The organism is Mucilaginibacter sp. HD30 (assembly GCF_054061755.1).
Genome location: NZ_JBSSEO010000001.1, coordinates 3805286 through 3825374, shown reverse-complemented (window position 1 = coordinate 3825374; position 20089 = coordinate 3805286). Strand labels below are relative to the sequence as shown.

General features: G+C 42.2%; 18 protein-coding genes and 1 tRNA gene. 11 read left to right on the top strand and 8 right to left on the bottom strand.

The window, feature by feature from the left end; genetic code table 11:
• The first annotated feature begins 45 nt into the window (after positions 1-45).
• On the top strand, positions 46-1908 hold the full coding sequence (gene mnmG / locus ACVW2L_RS18100) for a tRNA uridine-5-carboxymethylaminomethyl(34) synthesis enzyme MnmG (protein WP_457129358.1): 1863 nt from the start codon (positions 46-48) through the stop codon (positions 1906-1908).
• A gap of 114 nt (positions 1909-2022) precedes the next feature.
• A complete protein-coding gene (locus ACVW2L_RS18095; RefSeq protein ID WP_457129357.1) occupies positions 2023-3675 on the top strand; it encodes an Ig-like domain-containing protein in 1653 nt (550 codons plus the stop codon).
• Here the strand turns inward: ACVW2L_RS18095 and ACVW2L_RS18090 are convergent.
• Entirely contained in the window at positions 3662-4177 is a 516-nt protein-coding gene (locus ACVW2L_RS18090; RefSeq protein WP_457129356.1) for a gamma carbonic anhydrase family protein, read from the bottom strand. The genes ACVW2L_RS18095 and ACVW2L_RS18090 overlap by 14 nt on opposite strands.
• Positions 4178-4241: 64 nt before the next feature.
• Between ACVW2L_RS18090 and ACVW2L_RS18085 the strand changes: the two genes are divergently transcribed.
• Positions 4242-4314: transfer RNA gene (locus tag ACVW2L_RS18085), tRNA-Gly, on the top strand.
• Between the two features lie 2 nt (positions 4315-4316).
• Here ACVW2L_RS18085 and nadB read toward each other — a convergent pair.
• Positions 4317-5909, bottom strand: a complete 1593-nt coding sequence (gene nadB, locus ACVW2L_RS18080) for an L-aspartate oxidase (protein WP_457129355.1) — start codon at positions 5907-5909, stop codon at positions 4317-4319.
• Between the two features lie 409 nt (positions 5910-6318).
• Here nadB and nadA point away from each other — a divergent pair, with 409 nt between their 5' ends.
• A complete protein-coding gene (gene nadA, locus ACVW2L_RS18075; protein WP_457129354.1) occupies positions 6319-7311 on the top strand; it encodes a quinolinate synthase NadA in 993 nt (330 codons plus the stop codon).
• 152 nt (positions 7312-7463) lie between these two features.
• Entirely contained in the window at positions 7464-8147 is a 684-nt protein-coding gene (locus tag ACVW2L_RS18070; protein ID WP_457129353.1) for a porin family protein, read from the top strand.
• Positions 8148-8202: 55 nt separating this feature from the next.
• On the opposite strand, the gene ACVW2L_RS18065 is transcribed toward ACVW2L_RS18070, so the two are convergent.
• Positions 8203-9600, bottom strand: a complete 1398-nt coding sequence (locus ACVW2L_RS18065; protein WP_457129352.1) for a DNA/RNA non-specific endonuclease — start codon at positions 9598-9600, stop codon at positions 8203-8205.
• A 120-nt stretch (positions 9601-9720) separates the two neighbouring features.
• A complete protein-coding gene (locus tag ACVW2L_RS18060) occupies positions 9721-11160 on the bottom strand; it encodes a DNA/RNA non-specific endonuclease (protein ID WP_457129351.1) in 1440 nt (479 codons plus the stop codon).
• A 185-nt stretch (positions 11161-11345) separates the two neighbouring features.
• Between ACVW2L_RS18060 and thiL the strand changes: the two genes are divergently transcribed.
• The 3 genes from thiL (at position 11346) to ACVW2L_RS18045 (ending at position 13806) form a co-directional block, all read left to right on the top strand.
• Positions 11346-12395 (top strand): thiamine-phosphate kinase, encoded by a 1050-nt coding sequence (gene thiL, locus ACVW2L_RS18055; protein WP_457129350.1) that lies wholly within the window; start codon positions 11346-11348, stop codon positions 12393-12395.
• A 62-nt stretch (positions 12396-12457) separates the two neighbouring features.
• Positions 12458-12910 (top strand): hypothetical protein, encoded by a 453-nt coding sequence (locus ACVW2L_RS18050; RefSeq protein WP_457129349.1) that lies wholly within the window; start codon positions 12458-12460, stop codon positions 12908-12910.
• Between the two features lie 38 nt (positions 12911-12948).
• Positions 12949-13806, top strand: a complete 858-nt coding sequence (locus ACVW2L_RS18045; protein WP_457129348.1) for a hypothetical protein — start codon at positions 12949-12951, stop codon at positions 13804-13806.
• Between the two features lie 38 nt (positions 13807-13844).
• Here the strand turns inward: ACVW2L_RS18045 and rmuC are convergent, their stop codons facing one another.
• A complete protein-coding gene (rmuC, locus tag ACVW2L_RS18040) occupies positions 13845-15230 on the bottom strand; it encodes a DNA recombination protein RmuC (protein ID WP_457129347.1) in 1386 nt (461 codons plus the stop codon).
• A 148-nt stretch (positions 15231-15378) separates the two neighbouring features.
• Here rmuC and ACVW2L_RS18035 point away from each other — a divergent pair, with 148 nt between their 5' ends.
• Positions 15379-15630, top strand: coding sequence for a hypothetical protein (locus ACVW2L_RS18035; protein WP_457129346.1), 252 nt, complete (start codon positions 15379-15381; stop codon positions 15628-15630).
• A 7-nt stretch (positions 15631-15637) separates the two neighbouring features.
• Here ACVW2L_RS18035 and ACVW2L_RS18030 read toward each other — a convergent pair whose 3' ends face one another.
• Genes ACVW2L_RS18030 through ACVW2L_RS18020 form a run of 3 tightly spaced genes read right to left on the bottom strand, consistent with a single transcriptional unit; the run spans position 15638 to position 18652 of the window.
• Positions 15638-16111, bottom strand: coding sequence for a gliding motility lipoprotein GldH (locus ACVW2L_RS18030; RefSeq protein WP_457129345.1), 474 nt, complete (start codon positions 16109-16111; stop codon positions 15638-15640).
• Between the two features lie 5 nt (positions 16112-16116).
• Entirely contained in the window at positions 16117-17505 is a 1389-nt protein-coding gene (locus ACVW2L_RS18025; RefSeq protein WP_457129344.1) for a PSP1 domain-containing protein, read from the bottom strand.
• A 1-nt stretch (position 17506) separates the two neighbouring features.
• The gene (locus ACVW2L_RS18020; RefSeq protein ID WP_457129343.1) at positions 17507-18652 is read right to left on the bottom strand and encodes a DNA polymerase III subunit; all 1146 of its coding nucleotides are present in this window, start codon (positions 18650-18652) and stop codon (positions 17507-17509) included.
• Positions 18653-18838: 186 nt separating this feature from the next.
• Here ACVW2L_RS18020 and ruvX point away from each other — a divergent pair, with 186 nt between their 5' ends.
• Together ruvX and ACVW2L_RS18010 are read left to right on the top strand one after the other, a co-directional pair.
• Positions 18839-19249: a Holliday junction resolvase RuvX gene (gene ruvX, locus ACVW2L_RS18015; protein WP_457129342.1), complete on the top strand. Its 411-nt coding sequence runs from the start codon at positions 18839-18841 to the stop codon at positions 19247-19249.
• A gap of 16 nt (positions 19250-19265) precedes the next feature.
• A complete protein-coding gene (locus ACVW2L_RS18010) occupies positions 19266-20084 on the top strand; it encodes a maleylpyruvate isomerase family mycothiol-dependent enzyme (protein ID WP_457129341.1) in 819 nt (272 codons plus the stop codon).
• The last annotated feature ends 5 nt before the right edge of the window (positions 20085-20089 follow it).

Below are 20089 nucleotides of genomic sequence, written 5' to 3'. Positions count from 1 at the left end.
CGTTAGTCGTCAAAAAAATGTTCCACGTGGAACATGGAGGAATACATGTTTAAGAAATACGACGTAGTAGTAGTAGGGGCGGGCCACGCTGGTTGCGAAGCAGCCGCAGCAGCGGCAAACCTGGGGTCATCGGTATTATTAATTACCATGAACATGGGTGTTATTGCCCAAATGAGCTGTAATCCGGCAATGGGCGGCGTGGCGAAGGGTCAAATAGTGCGCGAAATAGATGCTATGGGTGGCTATTCCGGCATTATAACTGATAAATCATCAATCCAGTTTCGCATGCTGAACCTATCAAAAGGACCAGCTATGTGGAGCCCGCGTGCCCAGAGCGACCGGATGCGATTTGCTGAAGAATGGCGCCTGGCTCTGGAAAGAACACCCAACGTGGACTTTTGGCAAGACACCGTTAATGAAGTAATAGTAAAAAACAATACTGTTGCTGGTGTAAAGACCTCCTTAGGTGTAGAAATTGAATGCAGCGCGGTAGTATTAACCAACGGGACTTTTCTAAATGGTGTGATTCATATCGGCGAAAAGAAATTCGGCGGCGGACGCACAGGAGAGAAAGCAGCTACCGGCCTAACCGAACAACTGCTCTCTCTTGGCTTTGATTCTGGCCGTATGAAAACAGGCACCCCGCCACGCATAGATGGCCGCAGCCTTAATTATGCTGTTATGGAAGAACAGTGGGGTGACGAAGAAAGAGGACGGTTTTCTTACACAGAAGTTGAGCAAATAAAAGAACAACGATGTTGCTGGATAACGTACACCAATACAAAAGTGCACGAAACATTGAAGGAAGGCTTTGAAAAATCCCCAATGTTTACAGGCAGAATTAAAGGTCTTGGCCCACGCTATTGTCCTTCAATTGAAGATAAAATTAACCGCTTTGCTGAACGCGACCGTCACCAGATATTTGTGGAGCCCGAGGGTTTGAATACGGTCGAGATCTATGTAAATGGGTTCTCTACCTCCTTGCCCGAGGACGTTCAATACAAAGCCCTAACACAGATTCCCGGCTTTGAAAACGCCAAAATGTTCCGTCCGGGTTATGCGATAGAGTACGACTACTTTCCACCTACACAATTAGGCTTGACTTTAGAAACTAAATTAGTAAGTAACCTTTACTTCGCCGGGCAGATAAACGGAACCACTGGGTATGAAGAAGCGGCATCGCAAGGGTTTATTGCCGGCATCAATGCGCACCAGAAAATTCATGATAAACATGAGCTGATCATGAAGCGCTCAGAATCTTATATCGGTGTTTTAATTGACGACCTGGTAACTAAGGGCACCGAGGAGCCATACCGCATGTTCACTTCAAGGGCAGAACATCGCTTACTGTTAAGGCAGGATAATGCCGACATCCGGTTAACCCCAATCGGACATGAATTAGGATTAATAAGCGACGAGCGCCTGGCAAAGGTTAATCAAAAAATAAAAAACTCCGACGACATAGTAGCGTATACAAAAGCCAGGCCTATTGATCCTGCTAGCGTAAACTCCTTGCTGGAAGAATTGGGTACCACCCCTATTCAACAAAATGCAAAATTGTTTGCATTAGTGAGCAGGCCCCAGGTATCTATTAACGACTTAACAAGAGCCGACGATAACCTGAAAGACTTGCTTTCAAAATATGATAAAGAAACAATTGAGCAAGCTGAAATAAAAATCAAATACGAGAGTTATTTTGAAAAGGAAATGGAGATCGTCTCTAAAATGAAAAAAATGGAGGATAAAGAAATAAACGCAGAGTTTGATTACCAGCAACTGGTTTCGTTATCTAAAGAGGCACGCGAAAAATTGATGCGTATAAAACCACGCACTTTAGGTCAGGCGTCACGCATTTCGGGTGTTTCACCGTCGGATATATCAGTTTTAATGGTTCATATCACCCGATAACCGCAAATAATTGATTTTCAATCATTTATAAAATTTTATTTATAGGCCATTATTTTCAATTTTTAATGATAGCCTTCATAAAAAGAAAAAAGTTGTTTATATCGCTTAAAAATAATGTTAAATAAAAAACGGCTGTTTCTTCCTTATTTAAAGCCCTTGTTTTTGGGTTTATTGGCCTTGTCGGGCTGCGCAGTGCAACAAAAGCCGCAAGGTGGCCCGCGCGACCGGGCGGCACCAAAATTATTGAACACTACGCCGGCAGACCATACCCGAAATTTTACCGGAAAAAAAATAGAACTGGAATTTGACGAATATTTTAAACTCAATAATCAGTACCAAGAAATTAGTGTATCGCCAGCGCAAGAACGAAGCCCGGAATATACCCAGAAACAAAAAAAATTGGTAATAGAACTAAAAGACTCTCTTCAAAACAACACCACTTATGTTATCAGTTTTGGTAAAGCCATTGCCGATGTAAACGAAGGGAACACCGTAAAAAATCTTACTTACGTTTTTGCAACCGGCCCATCTATTGATTCGCTTACCATAAGCGGAACAGTATCAAACGCGCTCACCCAACAAAAGGAAAAGGACGCGCTGGTATTGCTATTCAATTTGAAACAAGACTCGACGCTATTCGGAAAAAAGAAACCAACCTTATTTACAACTACTGATAGTGCGGGAAATTTTAAGTTCAGCAATCTAAAATCTGATAGCTATAAAATATATGCTTTAAAAGAAACCGCAGCAGATAAAATTTATAATGGCGATAACGAGCTAATTGCTTTCAAGGCCAATCCGATTCAATTAAAAAAAGATACTGCGGGAATCAATTTAACATTGTTTAAAGAGGTACCCGACAATTTACGTTTTACCAACCGCACGTTTGATCGGGACGGTAGCATGTTTCTGATAGCAAACAGACCGCTTAACCGCCCATCGGTAAGAATAATATCACCGGAGGCGCTTGACGCCCAGAAGTTGGTTGAAATTAATAAGGCAGGCGACTCCATAAATGTATACTCAAAAAACATGGATTTTGACTCTGTTAAACTGGCTACATACGAAAACGGGATAGCATTTGATACCGTAACATTACGTAAAGGCCGTCGTGAAACTTTTACACGAAATTTAGCCTTAAATTATAACATTAACCCAAATGGTTTTATCAAACCTGGCAGTGATCTGATAGTTACATCCAACATGCCGATAGAAAGCTTTGATCAGTCTTCAATAACGTTGATGGAAGATTCTGCTAAAGTAAATTATACTGCTCAACGCGATACCGCTACGCGTAAAAAACTCTACTTCAAATATCGCTGGAAACCAAAAGCAAAGTACACCCTGATTTTCAATGAAAACTCAATTACAGGGTTCTTCGGTGACAAAATAAAAAAGGTGCAGAAAATATTTTCTTTAGACAACGCTGAAAACTACGGAGAGCAAACTATGCGAATATCGGTTCTGGATACCGCCAAAAGTTATGTTGTAGAACTGATAACCGCAAATAATGATCAAAAAACCGTCATCCGAACGAATCGTATTAGCCGTAACTCTGCTATTGATTATAAGATGCTGCTGGCAGGCAAATATCAGATAAGGGTTACCTACGACACCAACAAAAATGGTAAGTGGGACCCTGGAAGTATCTTCAGAAAAAAGCAGCCGGAAAACATTTGGTTAAACCCGAATATATATACGGTGCGTGCCAACTGGTCGGATACAGCAACCTTACAAATTCCTGCCGAGCCGGTTACTTCTCCATAAACCAGCCGGAATAGAGAATGTAATTATCGGGCAGCCTGTCTAATAAGGCTTTTTGCTCATCTGTTAGCGCCTTTATTTTTTTGGCAGGAGAACCGGCATATAGATAGCCGGATTCGCATATGCTCCTCTCTAATACCACAGAGCCGGCGCCAATGATAACATACTCTTCTACAACCGCGCCATCCATTACAATGGCTCCCATGCCCACCAGGGAGTGGTCTTTTAAGGTGCACCCATGTACCAATGCATTATGACCGATAGACACGTAGTTACCTATATCTGTTCCCGCTTTTAGATACGTCCCGTGAATGACCACCCCATCCTGTATGTTGCTATTGTTACCAATTTTAATGTAGTTAACATCACCCCTGATGACCGCGTTAAACCAAACAGAACAATTGTTGCCCATTTGCACATCGCCAACTATCGTGGCGTTATCAGCAATGAAGCAATCATTGCCCCAAGCGGGGGATTTATCTTTTACAGGTAGGATAAGCGGCATCGTCTTAATTATTGATGGATTGATTCCGTGTTTAGTATTTTTATTATGTTTGATGTAAATATAAGCGGAAATAGCTCAGTTGGTAGAGCATCAGTTTCCCAAACTGAAGGCCGCGGGTTCGAATCCCGTTTTCCGCTCTTTAAAATACCGTATCCTCTAAAATCTGCTGATGATCCGGATAATCAGTAGTATAATGTAATCCCCTGCTTTCTTTACGCATCATGGCAGATTTTACTACGATAAAGGACACTTGTATCAAATTACGCAGTTCACATAGCTTAACAGACACCTTTGTTTTTTTATAAAAATCCTCCGTTTCTTCATGCAGTAAACCCAATCTACGCAGGGCTCTTTCTAAACGAAAATCAGATCTTACTATACCTACATAATCACTCATCAATTTCTGCATTTCGCGCACATTGTGGGTAACCAGGATATCTTCATTAGAAAGCTGAACGCCTTTTTCATCCCAGTCAGGAATATTATCCGGAATAACTTTACTCTCAAATTGTTGCGAAGCATCTGTATATATACGGTGCGCAAACACCAAGGCTTCTAATAACGAATTTGATGCTAAACGATTGGCACCATGCAGTCCGGTAGACGAACACTCTCCGCAGGCATATAACCTATTGATAGATGATCTTCCATAATGATCAACCAGAACACCGCCACACATATAATGGCAGGCCGGCGCAACCGGGATCATATCCTTTGTCATATCTATACCAATGTCTAAACACTTGGCGTAAATATTAGGGAAATGCGCCAGTATATCTTTTTTGCTGCGATGGCGAATATCTAAATAAACATAATCCTCTCCTGATTTCTTAACCTCAGCATCAATAGCTCTGGCCACAATATCACGCGGCGCCAATGATTTACGCTCGTCGTATTCTTGCATAAATTCTTCTCCATTGGTACGTTTTAAAATCCCACCAAAACCTCTTACAGCCTCTGAGATAAGAAAAGAAGGGTATTCGCCCGGATTATACAATGCTGTTGGGTGGAACTGGATAAACTCCATATTTCTTACCTTACCCTTAGCTCTATAAACCATGGCTACACCGTCACCGGTTGCTATGGTAGGATTAGTGGTTATAGAATAAATATGCCCTGCACCGCCCGAAGCCATTACTGTAACCTTAGATAAGATCTTATCAACTTCTTTATTTTCGGTGTTTAAAGCATAAATGCCATAACATTCAATATTGGTACTTGATTTATCTACAAACTCGCCTAAATGATGCTGGGTAATAATATCTAAAGCAAAATAGTGTGTCAATATCTCAATATTTGGATTTTGATGCAGCTGCTCTAATAAAGCACGCTCCATTTCAAAACCGGTGATATCTTTATAATGCAACACCCTAAATTCAGAATGTCCACCTTCTTTAGCCAGGTCAAAAATACCCTCATTGGTGCGGTCAAAATTGGTTCCGTACTCAATAATTTCATTAATTCTTTCAGGTCCCTCTTTAACAACTATCTCTACAACCTCTTTATCACATAGCCCATCACCCGCATCAAGGGTGTCGTTTATGTGTTTTTCAAAAGAATCTTCTTCTTTATCCACAACCACGGCCACTCCTCCCTGGGCATACTTAGTGTTTGATTCGTCTTCGTTTGATTTTGTAACTATCAGTACCTTACCGTGTTTTGCAGCCTTTAGTGCAAAACTTAAACCGGCAATGCCCGAACCTACTACCAGGAAATCCACAGATCTGGTCATAAAATATATGGTATATGTGTAAAATTAATGCCTTTGTTAATAATAGCCCTTAAAGATGTTAATTTTGTGTAAGTAAATAATTAATAAAATAACTAATCGTGGATAACTCGCATTTACGCTCATAAACACTAAATCTTTTAAGCTACTTTTGAGATACAAAGCACATGAAGTTAACATTTACTAACGTCATAAACTATTAACAAATAACTTTTAAAATTAAACTTTGATTAACAGACTCGTCTAAAAATCAGCTCAATAAAATGTAAAATTTTAATTAGATATGTTAATAACCCGTTAGTAATATATCTGTCAATACCTAATTCATTCTATTTATACACATAACTAACACCATAATAACAATAGGTTTCTTTATTTAAAATAATTAGTTGTTATTAATTGAATTGTTGAAATGAATACCTTCGAAGAAATAAATCTGAAAGGCTACGTTGAGGAATACATAGACCCAACGCTTGATCTTTTTGCTGAAATAGAAAAACTTAAAAAGGAAAAAAATGCGGTTATACTTGCTCACTATTATCAGGACGCTGATATACAGGATATTGCAGACTATATTGGGGATAGTTTGGGATTATCGCAGCAGGCTGCAAAAACCGATGCCGATATTATTGTTTTTGCCGGGGTACACTTCATGGCCGAAACAGCAAAAATATTATCGCCAACAAAAAAGGTTTTACTACCCGACGTAAAGGCAGGTTGCTCATTAGCTGATAGTTGTCCACCGCATTTGTTTAAAAAGTTTAAGGAGCAATATCTTGATCACCTGGTGATAACTTACGTAAACTGCACGGCCGAGTTAAAAGCCTTAAGCGATATAGTCTGCACATCAAGCAACGCTATTGGAATTGTGGAAAGCCTGCCAAAGGACCAAAAAATAATATTCGGACCGGATAAAAATTTAGGGGCCTATGTGGGGAAAAAGACCGGCCGCGACCTGGTTTTATGGAATGGTGCCTGCATGGTACACGAGATATTTTCGCAAGAGAAAATTACCCGTTTAAAAGAACGTTACCCTAACGCGAAATTGTTGGCACATCCTGAATGTGAGGACGTTGTTTTAAAAATGGCTGATTATATTGGATCAACCACAGGGATATTAAAATATGCTACTAACAGCCCTGTTAAAGAATTTATTGTAGCTACTGAGCCGGGTATTATCCACCAGATGCAGAAGGAAAACCCTGATAAAGTTTTTATTCCTGCGCCGCCGAATAACCAATGCGCCTGCAATGATTGCCCGCATATGAAGCGTAATACACTGGAGAAATTATACCTGTGCCTGAAAAATGAAATGCCTGAGATAACCGTACCGCAGCATATTATTGAAAAGGCTGTAAAACCTATTGAAAGAATGCTGGAGATATCAGCAAGGTTGGGTTTGTAAAAACCTGTCATAGCGAGGTACGAAGCAATCGCGAGGTAGCAAATCGCCCGTACAAAATTCGCGATTGCTTCGTACCTCGCTATGACAAATTAATTGATTAAACCTTTATTACTGCTTCCGCTCTAAAATCGTATTAACAACAACATACGATTATGAAAAAACTTTTCTTTTTAGCAACAGTAATGGTGATAGCGATGAGTGCGAATGCGCAACGTAGAGTTTATCGCCAACCGGTTAGGCGTGCCCCGGCACCGCGTTATGTACAACAACGAAGTAATAATTACAATTCATTTCAACCCAGTTTTGGATTTAAAATTGGAGCCAATTTCTCAAACAGCGTAAGTACCCGCGATTATGGTTACACCACCGGTAGCCTGGTGGGTTTAAATTTGGGTTTATTTGCTGATCTGCCTATAATTCAGCCTGTTTCTTTCGCTCCCGAAGTACTGTATTCGCAAAGGGGTTACAGGGTAGGCACCACTTACGGAAATTTTACTCAACGTACGCATTTTATTGATGTGCCATTGTTGGCTAAAATTAAGGTAGCACCCACTTTCAATATTTTGGTGGGTCCGCAGTTATCGTGGTTAATGTCTACCACCAATACTTATGATGATGGTTTTGTGGTTACCGAAAGATCAACTTATGACAGCGACAATAATGGCCATAAAACTTATTTAGATGGAGTGGTGGGTGTAAGCTTTGATATTAACCGCAATGTAGATATACACGGCCGTTACGCCATAAATTTGCAAAAAACAGATAGATACGGTAATACCTATACACCCGATTACCGTAACCAGGTATGGCAGGTTGGTTTAGGCTTTAAATTCTAAAAAAAATTTACGCGACGCCGAATAAAAAAGGTTCCGGATAATTCGGAACCTTTTTTTATAACGGATATTTTTTGGATTCTAAAGCATCCTGAATATGTTGGGGCAAATTGGATAGTAAGTTATAGCCGGTGGCCAACTCAATATACCGCACACTTACCCGGTAAGGTTTCCAATCTTTACTAACATCATTTTTATTGGGTGTATTAATAGCGATAACACGGGTTGACGTGTTAATTCTGCTGATATCGTTATTTCCTGCCGGGATTATTAAAGCCACCTTCCATATAAAAGCAGGCACATTTATTTTATAGTTGCCTGATGTAATGTCGCTAAAAAAACCTTTGGCACCTGTACCTCCGGAACCATAGCTACCCATTATAACATAAACTTCGTTACCTTGTAAAGCAAGTGAGCGTAAATAGTCCTCAAAATTTCCCCAGGTATCCTGGTTATTGTTGGGTGCCTGTGGGATCATATTGGTCATCAAAAAAGTAGATGAATTGGCGTTAACAGAACTTGATCTATCGGCTGAGGGGCAATTATGACCCCTGTCAAATCCATAGGTATTATAACTGTAGCTATTGCTTTTTACCGTAAACCAGTCCTTAGGCAAACCATTAAAAGCAGCAAAATTATTAAGCCTTTCGCTTGTACCGCTTATATTTTTTGCATCTAAATGCCAGCTAACCCAGTTAGGCCCCGCTTTGGTATTATTGTATGATTCAATGTAATAACCCATATCCATCAAATAGTTATCGGCCATGGCCATAACCGGCTGCGCGCCCGATGGATTACCAAATAACATATTGCTGTTATCGCCGATGGCAGGCGGAGCATCGTTGCCGACAGTAACACCCCTTTTGGCACCGGATGGCACCTTTACAGTATCAGGTTGTTGAACTTCCGGAACGCCGATGACAATTCCTGCATCGCCGGTACCTTTAAAGGTGATATCATCTATATTAATGCGGGCAGTACCTTTTTTAACTATCTTAAAACGTACCTTTTTTGCTATATTAAAAGCAAAAGAGTCTGTTTTTAAAACGGTGTCCGTGTCGTGTATGGCAGCACCAATAGGAAGGTAAGAGGTTCCGCTATCAACAGAAAAGTACAACTGCCATTTTGAATCAGCATCATGCCCATATTTAGCGTGTTTTATGCTGATCTGTTTTACACCTACCAAATCAAAATTCATGGCTATAAAACCTGAACGTATACGGGCTGATTGCAAACCGTTTTTTACATCGCTGTCCTTTTCGCCCAACAAAGCGTTTTTTAAGTGCCAGGTACCTGTTATTAATTGAATACCGCCCTCGGTATAGTTAGCTTTTTTGCCGGTTTCAAAATCTTCGATAATGGTATAGACCGGCTTTTGTTGGATAGCTATAAGGCTGATAAGGGGCTGTATTTTGATGCTATCATTTGATGTGATGCTATTACAGGCACTTAGCATCAGAACATACAGTAAACAGCAAAACGCTGATAGCTTTTGTAGCGGCATCAATAAAAATAATTACCCGCAAACTTAGTAAAGCGCGGGTAATTATTTTAGCAAACAGGTTAAGGGTAAGATCTAATTGCCGGGATCTTTTTTGGTTTCTACAGCGTCCTGAATGCTTTGTGCCAAATTTGATAACAAGTTGTAACCTGTGGCCGTTTCTATATCGCGCACACTTACTATATACTGTTTCCAATCTGTGCTTATTGTATTAATATTGGGCGTATTAACGGCAATAACACGTGTAGATGAAGAAACGCGCCCCACATCGCTATTACCGGCAGGAATTATCACGGCAATTTTCCATACATGACTTGGAACATTAATTTGGCCGGTACCAGACAATATAGCATTGAATGGGCCTTTAAGTCCCGTACCACCTGTGCCGTAAGAGCCCATTATAACATAAACCTCATTGCCCAGTACTACCTGAGATCGCAAATACTCCTCTAAAAACCGCCATGTTTGCTGATTATTTTGCGGAGCCTGCGGAATCATGTTTGTCATCAGGAACGTAGCCGAGTTTGCATCAGCAGAACTCGTTCTGTCGGCTGATGGACAATTGTGCCCCCTGTCAAACCCGTAAGTACCGTAGTTATAGCTATTGCTCTGCACCGAAAACCAGCTGGCCGGCAAACCATTAAAGGCGGCAAAATTATCTACGCGTGGCGCAGAGTTAGTAGTATTGGTGGCATCCAAGTGCCAACTTACCCAGTTGGGTGTACCTTTAGTAGCGTTATAAGATTCAATATAATAACCTTGATCTATAAGATAATTGTTCATCATGGCCATTACCGGCTGGGCGCTTGATGGGTTACCAAACAACATATTACTGTTATCGCCCGATGCAGGTGGGGCATCTGAACCAACAATTACGCCCCTTGCGCCCGATGGGGTGCCGGTTTGTGTGGTATCCGGTCCGGCAGGAACATCAGGGATACCGGGAATTAGGCCGGGGTCGCCTTTACCTTTAAAAGTGATATCATCAATGTTGATGCGCGTAGTACCTGCTTTAGAAATTTTAAACCTTACTTTGGTTGTAGCCGTTACCACAAAAGAATCTGTTTTTAAGGTCGTGTTGGTTTCATTAACAGCATCGCCCAAAGGCGTATAAGTTGTGCCGCCGTCTACAGACATAGATAACTGCCAGGTAGAAGCGGCATCGGCGCCATATTTGGCATGTTTAATTTGAATTTGTGTTACGCCGGTTAAGTCAAAATTCATGGCAATGCTGCCGGTACGAAGGCGTACTGACTTTGTATCGTTTTTAACGTCGGCCGCAAGGTTACCAACTAAGGCATCGTCAAACTTCCACGAGCCGGTCAGTAACGCTACATCGGCAACTGCATAACCGCCCTTACTGCCCGACTCAAATGTTTCAACGATAGTGTAAGGTTTTGGGGCCGGTGTCTCCGTTCCTGTTGGGGGAAGGTCTTCGATGCTGTTTTTTTTACAACCGGCGGCAATTACCGTTAGCGCCAATATGGCGTAAAGGGATAATTTTCTTAAAATCATAGGTAAATGTTTTTTTGGTAAATATCACAATCTAATATTAACCTTTCATTAAGTTTATTATTATAAAAGCGATCTTAATTAATCTGTGGGCAAGAGCGAAGGGTTTATTTAACTCAACAAAAAACAGCTGTAATAAGGTACAGCTTTCTTATTTTTGCGTGTATTAATATTAGTGAGCGAAGAGCATGTTTGATAATAAAGAGAAAACCAATATAGAGGCCTTAGGCGAGTTTGGCCTGATAAAGCATTTAACTGATAATATAGCGTTGGTTCAACCAAGCACCATTAAGGGTGTAGGCGATGATGCAGCCGTATTAGACCCGGCAGGGAAAAGAATGCTGGTATCTACAGATTTATTGTTGGAAGGTATTCACTTTGATCTGGCTTATGTCCCTCTAAAGCATCTGGGCTACAAGGCCATACAGGTTAACCTGAGCGATATATATGCTATGAACGGTATGGCTACACAGGTAACAGTGTCACTGGGCATGTCGAGCAAATTTCCTATAGAGGCCATTGAGGAACTATATGAGGGTATATACATAGCCTGCAAAAAATATGGCGTTGATGTTATAGGTGGCGATACATCAGCATCAAAACAAGGGTTGGTTATCAGCATCACATCCATTGGTTATGCCGATGCAGAGGATATTGTATACCGCAATGGCGCGCAGGAGGGCGATCTAATCTGTGTATCCGGCGATCTGGGCGGCGCTTATATGGGTTTGCAGTTATTGGAACGCGAAAAGATGATCTACCTGGAGAATCCAAACATTCAGCCTGATCTGGAAGGCAAAGATTACATTGTAGAGCGCCAGCTTAAACCCGAAGCACGTAAAGACATAGTTGAATTGTTAAAAGATATTGATGTTAAACCAACCGCCATGATAGATGTGTCTGACGGCCTGGCATCAGAGATCTTACATATTTGCCAACAGAGCAACAAAGGATGCAGTATTTACGAGGAGAAGATTCCTATTGACCCAATGACCTTTGAAACCGCCCGCGGCTTTAATCTTGATCCCACTGTTTGTGCATTAAGCGGCGGCGAAGATTACGAGTTGTTGTTTACCGTTCGCCAGGCTGATTATGATAAGATTAAATTCAAAATGGATATAACTATAATTGGGCATATAACCGAGCCGGCATCGGGCTGCAACCTGGTAACCAAAGCGGGAAACATGCATGCGCTTAAGGCACAGGGATGGAATGCTTTTAGCCCCCCAGCCCCCTGAAAGAGGAGCTTTTGATGTAACATTTTGCATTGCTTCAAATCTAATATTAAGAAAAACATGCTATGAAAAAAATTATACTGATTTGCCTTGTTGCTATTGTGATGACATCCTGCTCTGAAAATTACTCTAACGGTGAGCGTATTGGTGTAATTACCCAGTTTTCTTATACCGGCTTGTGGTGGAAATCATGGGAAGGGCACCTGAATGTAACCCAAACAGGTATGAACAGCAGTGTACCGTTTGATTTTTCATTAGATAATGATAAACCCAACCCAACCATTATAAAGCAGTTGGACAGTGCCGCCCAACATGGCTGGAAGGTTAAACTGGTATACCACGAAGCGAAGGGAAAAAACTGGTTTGACAATCGCGGCGAAACCAATCACTTTATAGATAAAGTAGAGGTGTTGGATAAAAATATGGCCTCATTATTCGGAAGCCAAAATACACGCACTGGCAGGGTAATTGATACTATTTATGTGGTGATAGATAAAAGCCAGTTGAAGAAAAAATAAAACGCTTAGCTTAAACAATATTTAATCAAGATCTTATCATGAAAAAGGCCTTTATAGCGGGTATCGCGTTGCTGGTGTCGCAAAGTTTATTTGCGCAGCAAACACTAAAGTTTAGTGTAAAATATTTGCCTATGCAAAACTACGCCACTACCTATAAAACGGACATGGATATGAACATGAATATTGGCGACGAGACTGTTGCGCAAGCGTTGAAAGCGGCTGGCCAGCCTTCGTCTATGTTGATGAAAATGAATATGAGCACGGCTATAGATCTGGCTACTAAGGCTACCAACGCAAAGAAAGAGGTTCCGTTTACAGCAACGTACACTGACTTTGCCATGAGTGGTAGCATGAACGGACAGGCGCTCCCTTTGGGAGAGACCTCCCTTAAAGGTTTTGGTTTCCTGGGACATTACACAAACGACACAAAGAAATTTGTTATAGACGGAATTAATGGCGATACAACAAACGTGGCTGCAAAAACCGCGGCACAAGCACAGCTATCACAGGTTTTTAACCAGTACAGCTTTCCGGAAGCAACCCTGAAAATAGGGGATACTTTTGAACAGAGTGTGCCGGTGAGTGTGCCGGTAGGTGCCGGCAGTACTGAAGTAATGACCAAAATTAAATATACCCTGAAAGAGATCAAAACCAGCGAGGCCATTTTTGACCTGGACCAAACATTAGACATGACCATGGACCTACCACAAGGTGCCGGTAAAATGGATATAAAAGGCGCCGGAAAAGGTACTATGGTTTATGATATTTCCGCCATGTTTCCGGTTAAGTCTGTAATTGATATGAATTTTACTTTCAAAATGAACACGAACGGCACCCCTATATCAGGAGATATGAAAGGTGTTTCTGTTACAGATGTGAAGATAACTAAGAAGTAAAAAGCCCCCTAACACCCTAAAGGGGAAACTTTAGAAGGTTAGGGAACTTCCGTTTCGTCGCTATCACCTATATATTTCTGATCAATTTGCTTATTGGCTTTAGCACCCAGGCTTCTAATTTTTTCTGCCGTGCGGGTTAGGTTACCTGCGCCATCAGTTAATTTGTTAAGGGCGCTGTCATAAGCGCTTTGGCTTTGCTTAATGTTCTTTCCGATACTTTCCATATCGGTAACAAAGCCTACAAACTTATCATACATGCTGCCGCTCAGGCGGGCAATTTCAAGAACATTCTTATTCTGGCGCTCCTGTTTCCACATACTGGCAATGGTGCGCAAGGTGGCCAATAAGGTAGAGGGACTAACAATGACCACCCGTTTATCCCAGGCATCGCTAAACAGCTCAGAATCCAGCTGAACCGCGAAGCTGAACGAAGACTCTATCGGCACAAAAAGCAAAACAAAGTCCGGCGAATTGATTTGGTACAAGTCATGGTAGTTTTTGGTGGACAGGTTATGCACATGACCGCGTATAGACTCCACATGCGCCTTTGAGAACAGTTTTCTATCATCTTCGGTCTCGCAATTTACCAAACGCTCATAAGCTATCAGGGACACCTTAGAGTCGATTATAAGGTGCTTATTATCCGGCAGGTCAATTATGGCGTCGGGCTGCAGGCGGCTGCCGTCAAGGCCCGTTATACTGGCTTGCAGGCGGTATTCCTGATCCTTCACCAGGCCCGAGCGTTCTAATACTTTTTCCAGGATCACCTCGCCCCAATTGCCCTGCTTTTTATTATCGCCTTTAAGGGCTTTGGTAAGGTTGCTGGCTTCGTCGCTAATTTGTTTGTTAAGCTCCATTAATTGGGTTATAACGCCCTTCATGGTGTTGCGCTCCGCAGCCTCCATATTATATACTTTATCCACTTTATCCTCAAAAGCCTTCAGATTTTCCTTTAGCGGATTAAGAATAATATCAAGGTTGGTGCGGTTAACGTCAATAAACTCTTTTGATTTTTCTTTCAGCAGCTTCTCGGCCACGTTTTCAAACTCTTTTTGAAAGTTGTTACGGATCTGTTCCACTTCGGCCTTTTGTTCCTGAATTTTTTCTTGTTGAGATTTATAGTAAGAGCGTGCGCTTTCCAATGATTGATTGGCCTGATCAAGACTGTTGCGAACAGTTAATAACTCGTCGAGCAAGCGGTCTTTCTCTTCTTTTAAAAGCAGGGTGATGCTTTCTTTTTCTGCAATTACCCCCAAGGCTTTTTGCTCAGCTATTGCCAGGGAAATTTTAAGCTGGTCGGTTTCAGCCTTAATGCGCGCTATTTCTTCATCAGAGATACTTGAAATTGCTTTTGGTCGCTTTAAAAACAAAACCACCGCAACAACCAACAAAACAAGCGAAACAATTAGTACAACCAGATCCATTTTGATAAAAATATTAGCAAAACGAAGGTAGGGAAAATGTGCGGATGTGCAAATAAGGGGATGTGCAGATTAAAAGATATTGATTGTATACCGGGCAATTATTCGCTCAACAAGTAAATCCATACCTTTGCAGATATAATTACAACAGATGGAACACACCGATACTAAAGAAATAATAACAGAAGCATTGAATGTGTTAAAGGAAAAAATCGCGGCCTCTTATGACGGTGCGACTGATGGAAATGTGGCAGATGATATTGAGAATATAGCTACCATGCTTACTGGTCTGATAGAAAAGTTAGAAGAATTTGCTTTTAATTCGGCCCGTTCATCAGAGGATGATGAGCAGTATACTTTTACTGATTTTGAAGATTTTAAAAACACAATGAGCGGGCAATAACGCTGTGCTACTTAGCCTTTTCCACCCTCAGGCCCACATCGCTTACCTCGTGCAGAGGGTTGTCGCGCATGTTTTGTTCTATGCTGATTTGGTAAGAACCCGCTGCCCGGAACTTATATTTTAATTTAAAAGGTATTCTAAAGCTGTAAAGATTGCCCGACCCTTTACCCAGCCATTGCCCATCAGGCTGTGCAAGCTTTAATTCATACCGGGCCACGGCGTTCTTCTTTACCGGGTCGGTAATTAAAACAAACATATTAGCGTATTTATAATCGCCTGTTACCCGCAAGTTAACGTAAAGATTGTAAAGCGCGTTAGCGTCGTCAATTTTAAAACTGTTGCTAATTCTGTTATTGTAGGCCCATATTTTGTTGGGCAGCGCCGTGTTATTGTCTATAACCGCCCCCTCATCAGAGCAGCCGTAAAAAGCAAAAATCAAAAAACAAACCGACAGATAATTAAGCAGGCGCGCGTGTTTCATTGCAATTAACTTGGCTGTTCTCCTTTGTTATTGTTGTTATTATTAGGGCGATTATTATTGCGCCTGTGTTTATTACGGTTCCTGTTAGGGTTGCCGCTACCTTCCGGGCGCGGTCCTTGTTCCGGCCTGGGTCCCTGCTCCGGGCGCGGTGCCTGATTAGGCCTTGGCCCTTGCTGTGGGCGCGCCTCCTTTGCTACCCCCTGGTTGGCAGAAACTGCCGATGGCTGCCCGTTGCCGGTACCTGTGTTAGGGTTGGGCTTGTTCTTATTTTTATTGCGATTGTTGTTTTTCTTTTTGCGATTGCGCTCGTCAAGGCGGGTTAAGCTGTCTTGTCCAACAACATTCTCGTAATCTAACACCTTTGGTGCCGGTGTTTCTATTTCAGAAATAACACCCAAATCGTCAGGCAAAACGCCGTCGCGATTCATTTGCTGGATCTCTTTAACACGGGTAAGGCTAAGCGGGATCCACGATTCTTCGCGCAGATAGCTAAACCACATCAGCTTTTTAAAGATGTCGGTTTTTTGCAGACGGGCATCGCCTTTAACCGTTTTCAGGATGTTTACGTTATCGGGGATGTGCTTTAGCGCATCCATGTAAGTATCCAGCTCATAGTTAAGGCAGCATTTTAATTTACCGCACTGCCCGGCAAGCTTTAAGGTATTTAACGATAGATTTTGATAGCGTGCAGCCGAGGTCGAAACTGTTTTAAAATCGGTTAACCAGGTAGAGCAGCATAATTCGCGCCCGCACGATCCTATGCCTCCTAAGCGGCTGGCTTCCTGCCGCATGCCTATCTGCCGCATCTCTATTCGGATGCGGAAAGTTTCGGCCATCTTTTTAATCAGCTCCCTAAAGTCAACACGACCTTCAGCGGTATAGTAGAAAGTAGCCTTTGTTTTATCGGCCTGATAATCCACATCGCTCAGCTTCATGCTCAGGTTAAGGGTAAGTGCCAGTTTACGTGCGCTGTGCATGGTTTCCCACTCCAGGTCTTTAGCGGCTTTCCACTTATCTACATCTGTTGGCGTAGCGCGACGATAGATCTTCTTTAATACATCCTCTTCCTTAACCCGGCGCTTAACCATCTGCATACGCACAAGTTCGCCGGTTATAGATACGTGGCCAATATCGTAGCCGCCGGTAGCTGCTTCAACAACAACCAGGTCGCCGTTTTCAAGGTATATATTATCAGTATTTTGAAAAAACTCCTTACGCGAGCCTTTAAACTTTACTTCTATAATAGAAAAAGGTTTATAATTAACAGGCATATCCATATGCGACAGCCAATCGTAAACATCTAATTTACTGCATCCATTAGTAAGGCATGACCCATTACTTTTGCAACCCGCCGGCGTACATCCGCCTCCGGTTGAGCAACTTCCACATCCCATATTACTTTGATATATATTGATCCCCCTGCGGGGTAGGTTTTAATTTTAAAAATCCAACAATTTGTAAAGATACATCTAAAAACATAATTTTTGGGTTAGCATTTCTTTCCACATGATAATGGGCCTTTTCCAGCTCGCCGGTTATAGCGGCAATGGACGAAAAATTAAGAATCGCCGCCATTTTCTGCGCCGTTTCTAACTCGGCCGCAGGCAGACGGACCAACTCGCCGGCGCCCGCTAAAAGCAAGCCGCACTCCCTTATAAAACTTACGCCATAGCGTATAAAGTTCTTTTGGTTCTCCCGCCCCATTTTTGAAAGCTGATCAACAAAGCCAACCAGCTCAATGCCTTTGTTGCCAAAGCAAAGCCTTAACCATTGCACAAAAAGCGGATGATAACTTTTGCTGCCCTGCTGCAGCATAAACAACGCTTCGTTCAGGCTGCCATTACATAGGTAAGCTATTTCGGCGGCGGCATTTTCTGTTTGGTGATGATCATTTATCAAATGCTGCTTTATTTCATCATAGCCAACAGGTGGGATCTTGATTAGCTGCGTACGCGACAGGATGGTGTTCAGGATCTGATCCTGGTTTTGGGCCACCAATAAAAACAAAGTATTGGGCTGCGGCTCTTCAATAATTTTTAACAGCGCGTTACCTTCTTTATCCAAATACTCGGGTAACCATAAAATAAGCACCTTATAGTCAGACTCGAACGGCTTAAGGCTTAGCTTTTTTATGATCTGATGGCACTCGGCTATGTTAATATTGGCCTGTTTGTTTTCTGCATCCAGGTAACCGCGCCAGTTATCTAACCCTAAATACGGGTTGGCTAAAAAAGCCTCGCGCCATTGCTCAATAAAGGTTACCGAGGCATCGTCCTTGTGCTTGGCAAAGAACGGGTACGAAAAATGCAGGTCGGGATGCATTAGTTTTTGATACTTGCGGCATGATGAACACTCCCCACACGAATCATCTTCCTGCTTATCTAAACAACTCAAATACTGCGCGTAAGCAACAGCAAGCGCCAGGCTTCCAGAGCCTTCCGGCCCTAAAAACAATTGCGCGTGGCTCACCCGGTTCTCTTTTACCGAAGTAACCAAACGCTGCTTAATTGCCGCCTGCCCTACTATTTGTTTAAACTGCATTGTGCAAAATAGTAATTAGATGTGAGATGTTAGATATGAGATGTTAGATTACGCTGTTTTTTGACAAAAGAGAGTGGGTGGCTCACGCGAGCTCACGGGGCTCTGAGCCATCCTTTATTGTAATTACTGTATCTTTGCAATATGGTGAAGTCTCATATCTCATATCTAACATCTCATATCTAAGCCATGAGAATAATGGCCTTTGATTACGGTACAAAGCGAATTGGCATTGCGGTTACAGATCCGTTGCAGATAATAGCAACCGGGTTGGATAACATCCACCCCCTTAAAATAATTGAATACCTGCATAAATATCTGCAAACTGAACAAGTGGAGCGTTTTATTGTGGGTGAGCCTAAGCAAATGGACAACACGCCGTCGCAATCTGCGCAGCACGTAAAAGGCTTTGTTACTCTGCTTAAAAAAACATTCCCTCAAATTCCTATAGAAATGTTGGATGAGCGTTTTACCTCAAAAATGGCATCGGCAGTAATTGCACAGAGCGGCATGGGTAAAAAGGCCAGGCAGAATAAAGAACTGGTAGATACCGTTTCGGCTGTTATTCTGTTGCAAAGCTGGATGCAGCAGTATCGTTAAATCTTATTTTTGTATAATGATTGAGACAAGGCACCTTTTCCCAATATTGCATAGTAAGCTGATTGAATTACTCCGTTCGCTATCTGACAAGGACTGGCAAAAGCCAACAATAGCCGGTAAGTGGACAGTTAAAGATATTGCAGCGCACCTGCTTGATGTTAATTACCGCACAATAGCTTTCCGCAGAAACTACAACTTAAAGCCCGACCGTGCGATCAATTCCTACCGCGACCTGGTTGATTATTTAAATCATTTAAATGCCGAATGGGTTGCCGCCATGAAAAGGGTTGACCCGCAAACACTGATCGGAATGCTTGATGATACGGGCAAACAACATAGCGATTATATGGCATCACTTGATCCTCGTGATGAAGCTCCATTTTCAGTAGCGTGGGCAGGAGAAGAACATTCAGCAATGTGGTTCCATGTAGCGCGCGAGTACACCGAAAAGTGGCACCATCAGCAACAAATACGCGATGCCGTAGGAAAAGAGGGCATAATGGACCGCGAACTTTTTTACCCTTGTATTGATACTTTTATGTGTGGGCTGCCCCATACTTATCGCAACACCACATCACCCGCAGGTACAACCATTAAAGTAACCATTACTACCCAAGCCGGAGGTGAGTGGTTTTTAATAAGCGATGGCGAGGGCTGGCATTTGAATAAAGAAGCTTCTGCAACGCCGTCTGCCACCGTTACGCTTGACCCCGATACCGCATGGAAATTGTTTACAAAAGGGGTGAATCAGCAGGAAGCCGTTAAGCGTGTTCAACTTAGTGGCGATAAACGGCTGGCTGGAGTGCTATTGACAATGGTATCGGTTATGGCTTAAAGATC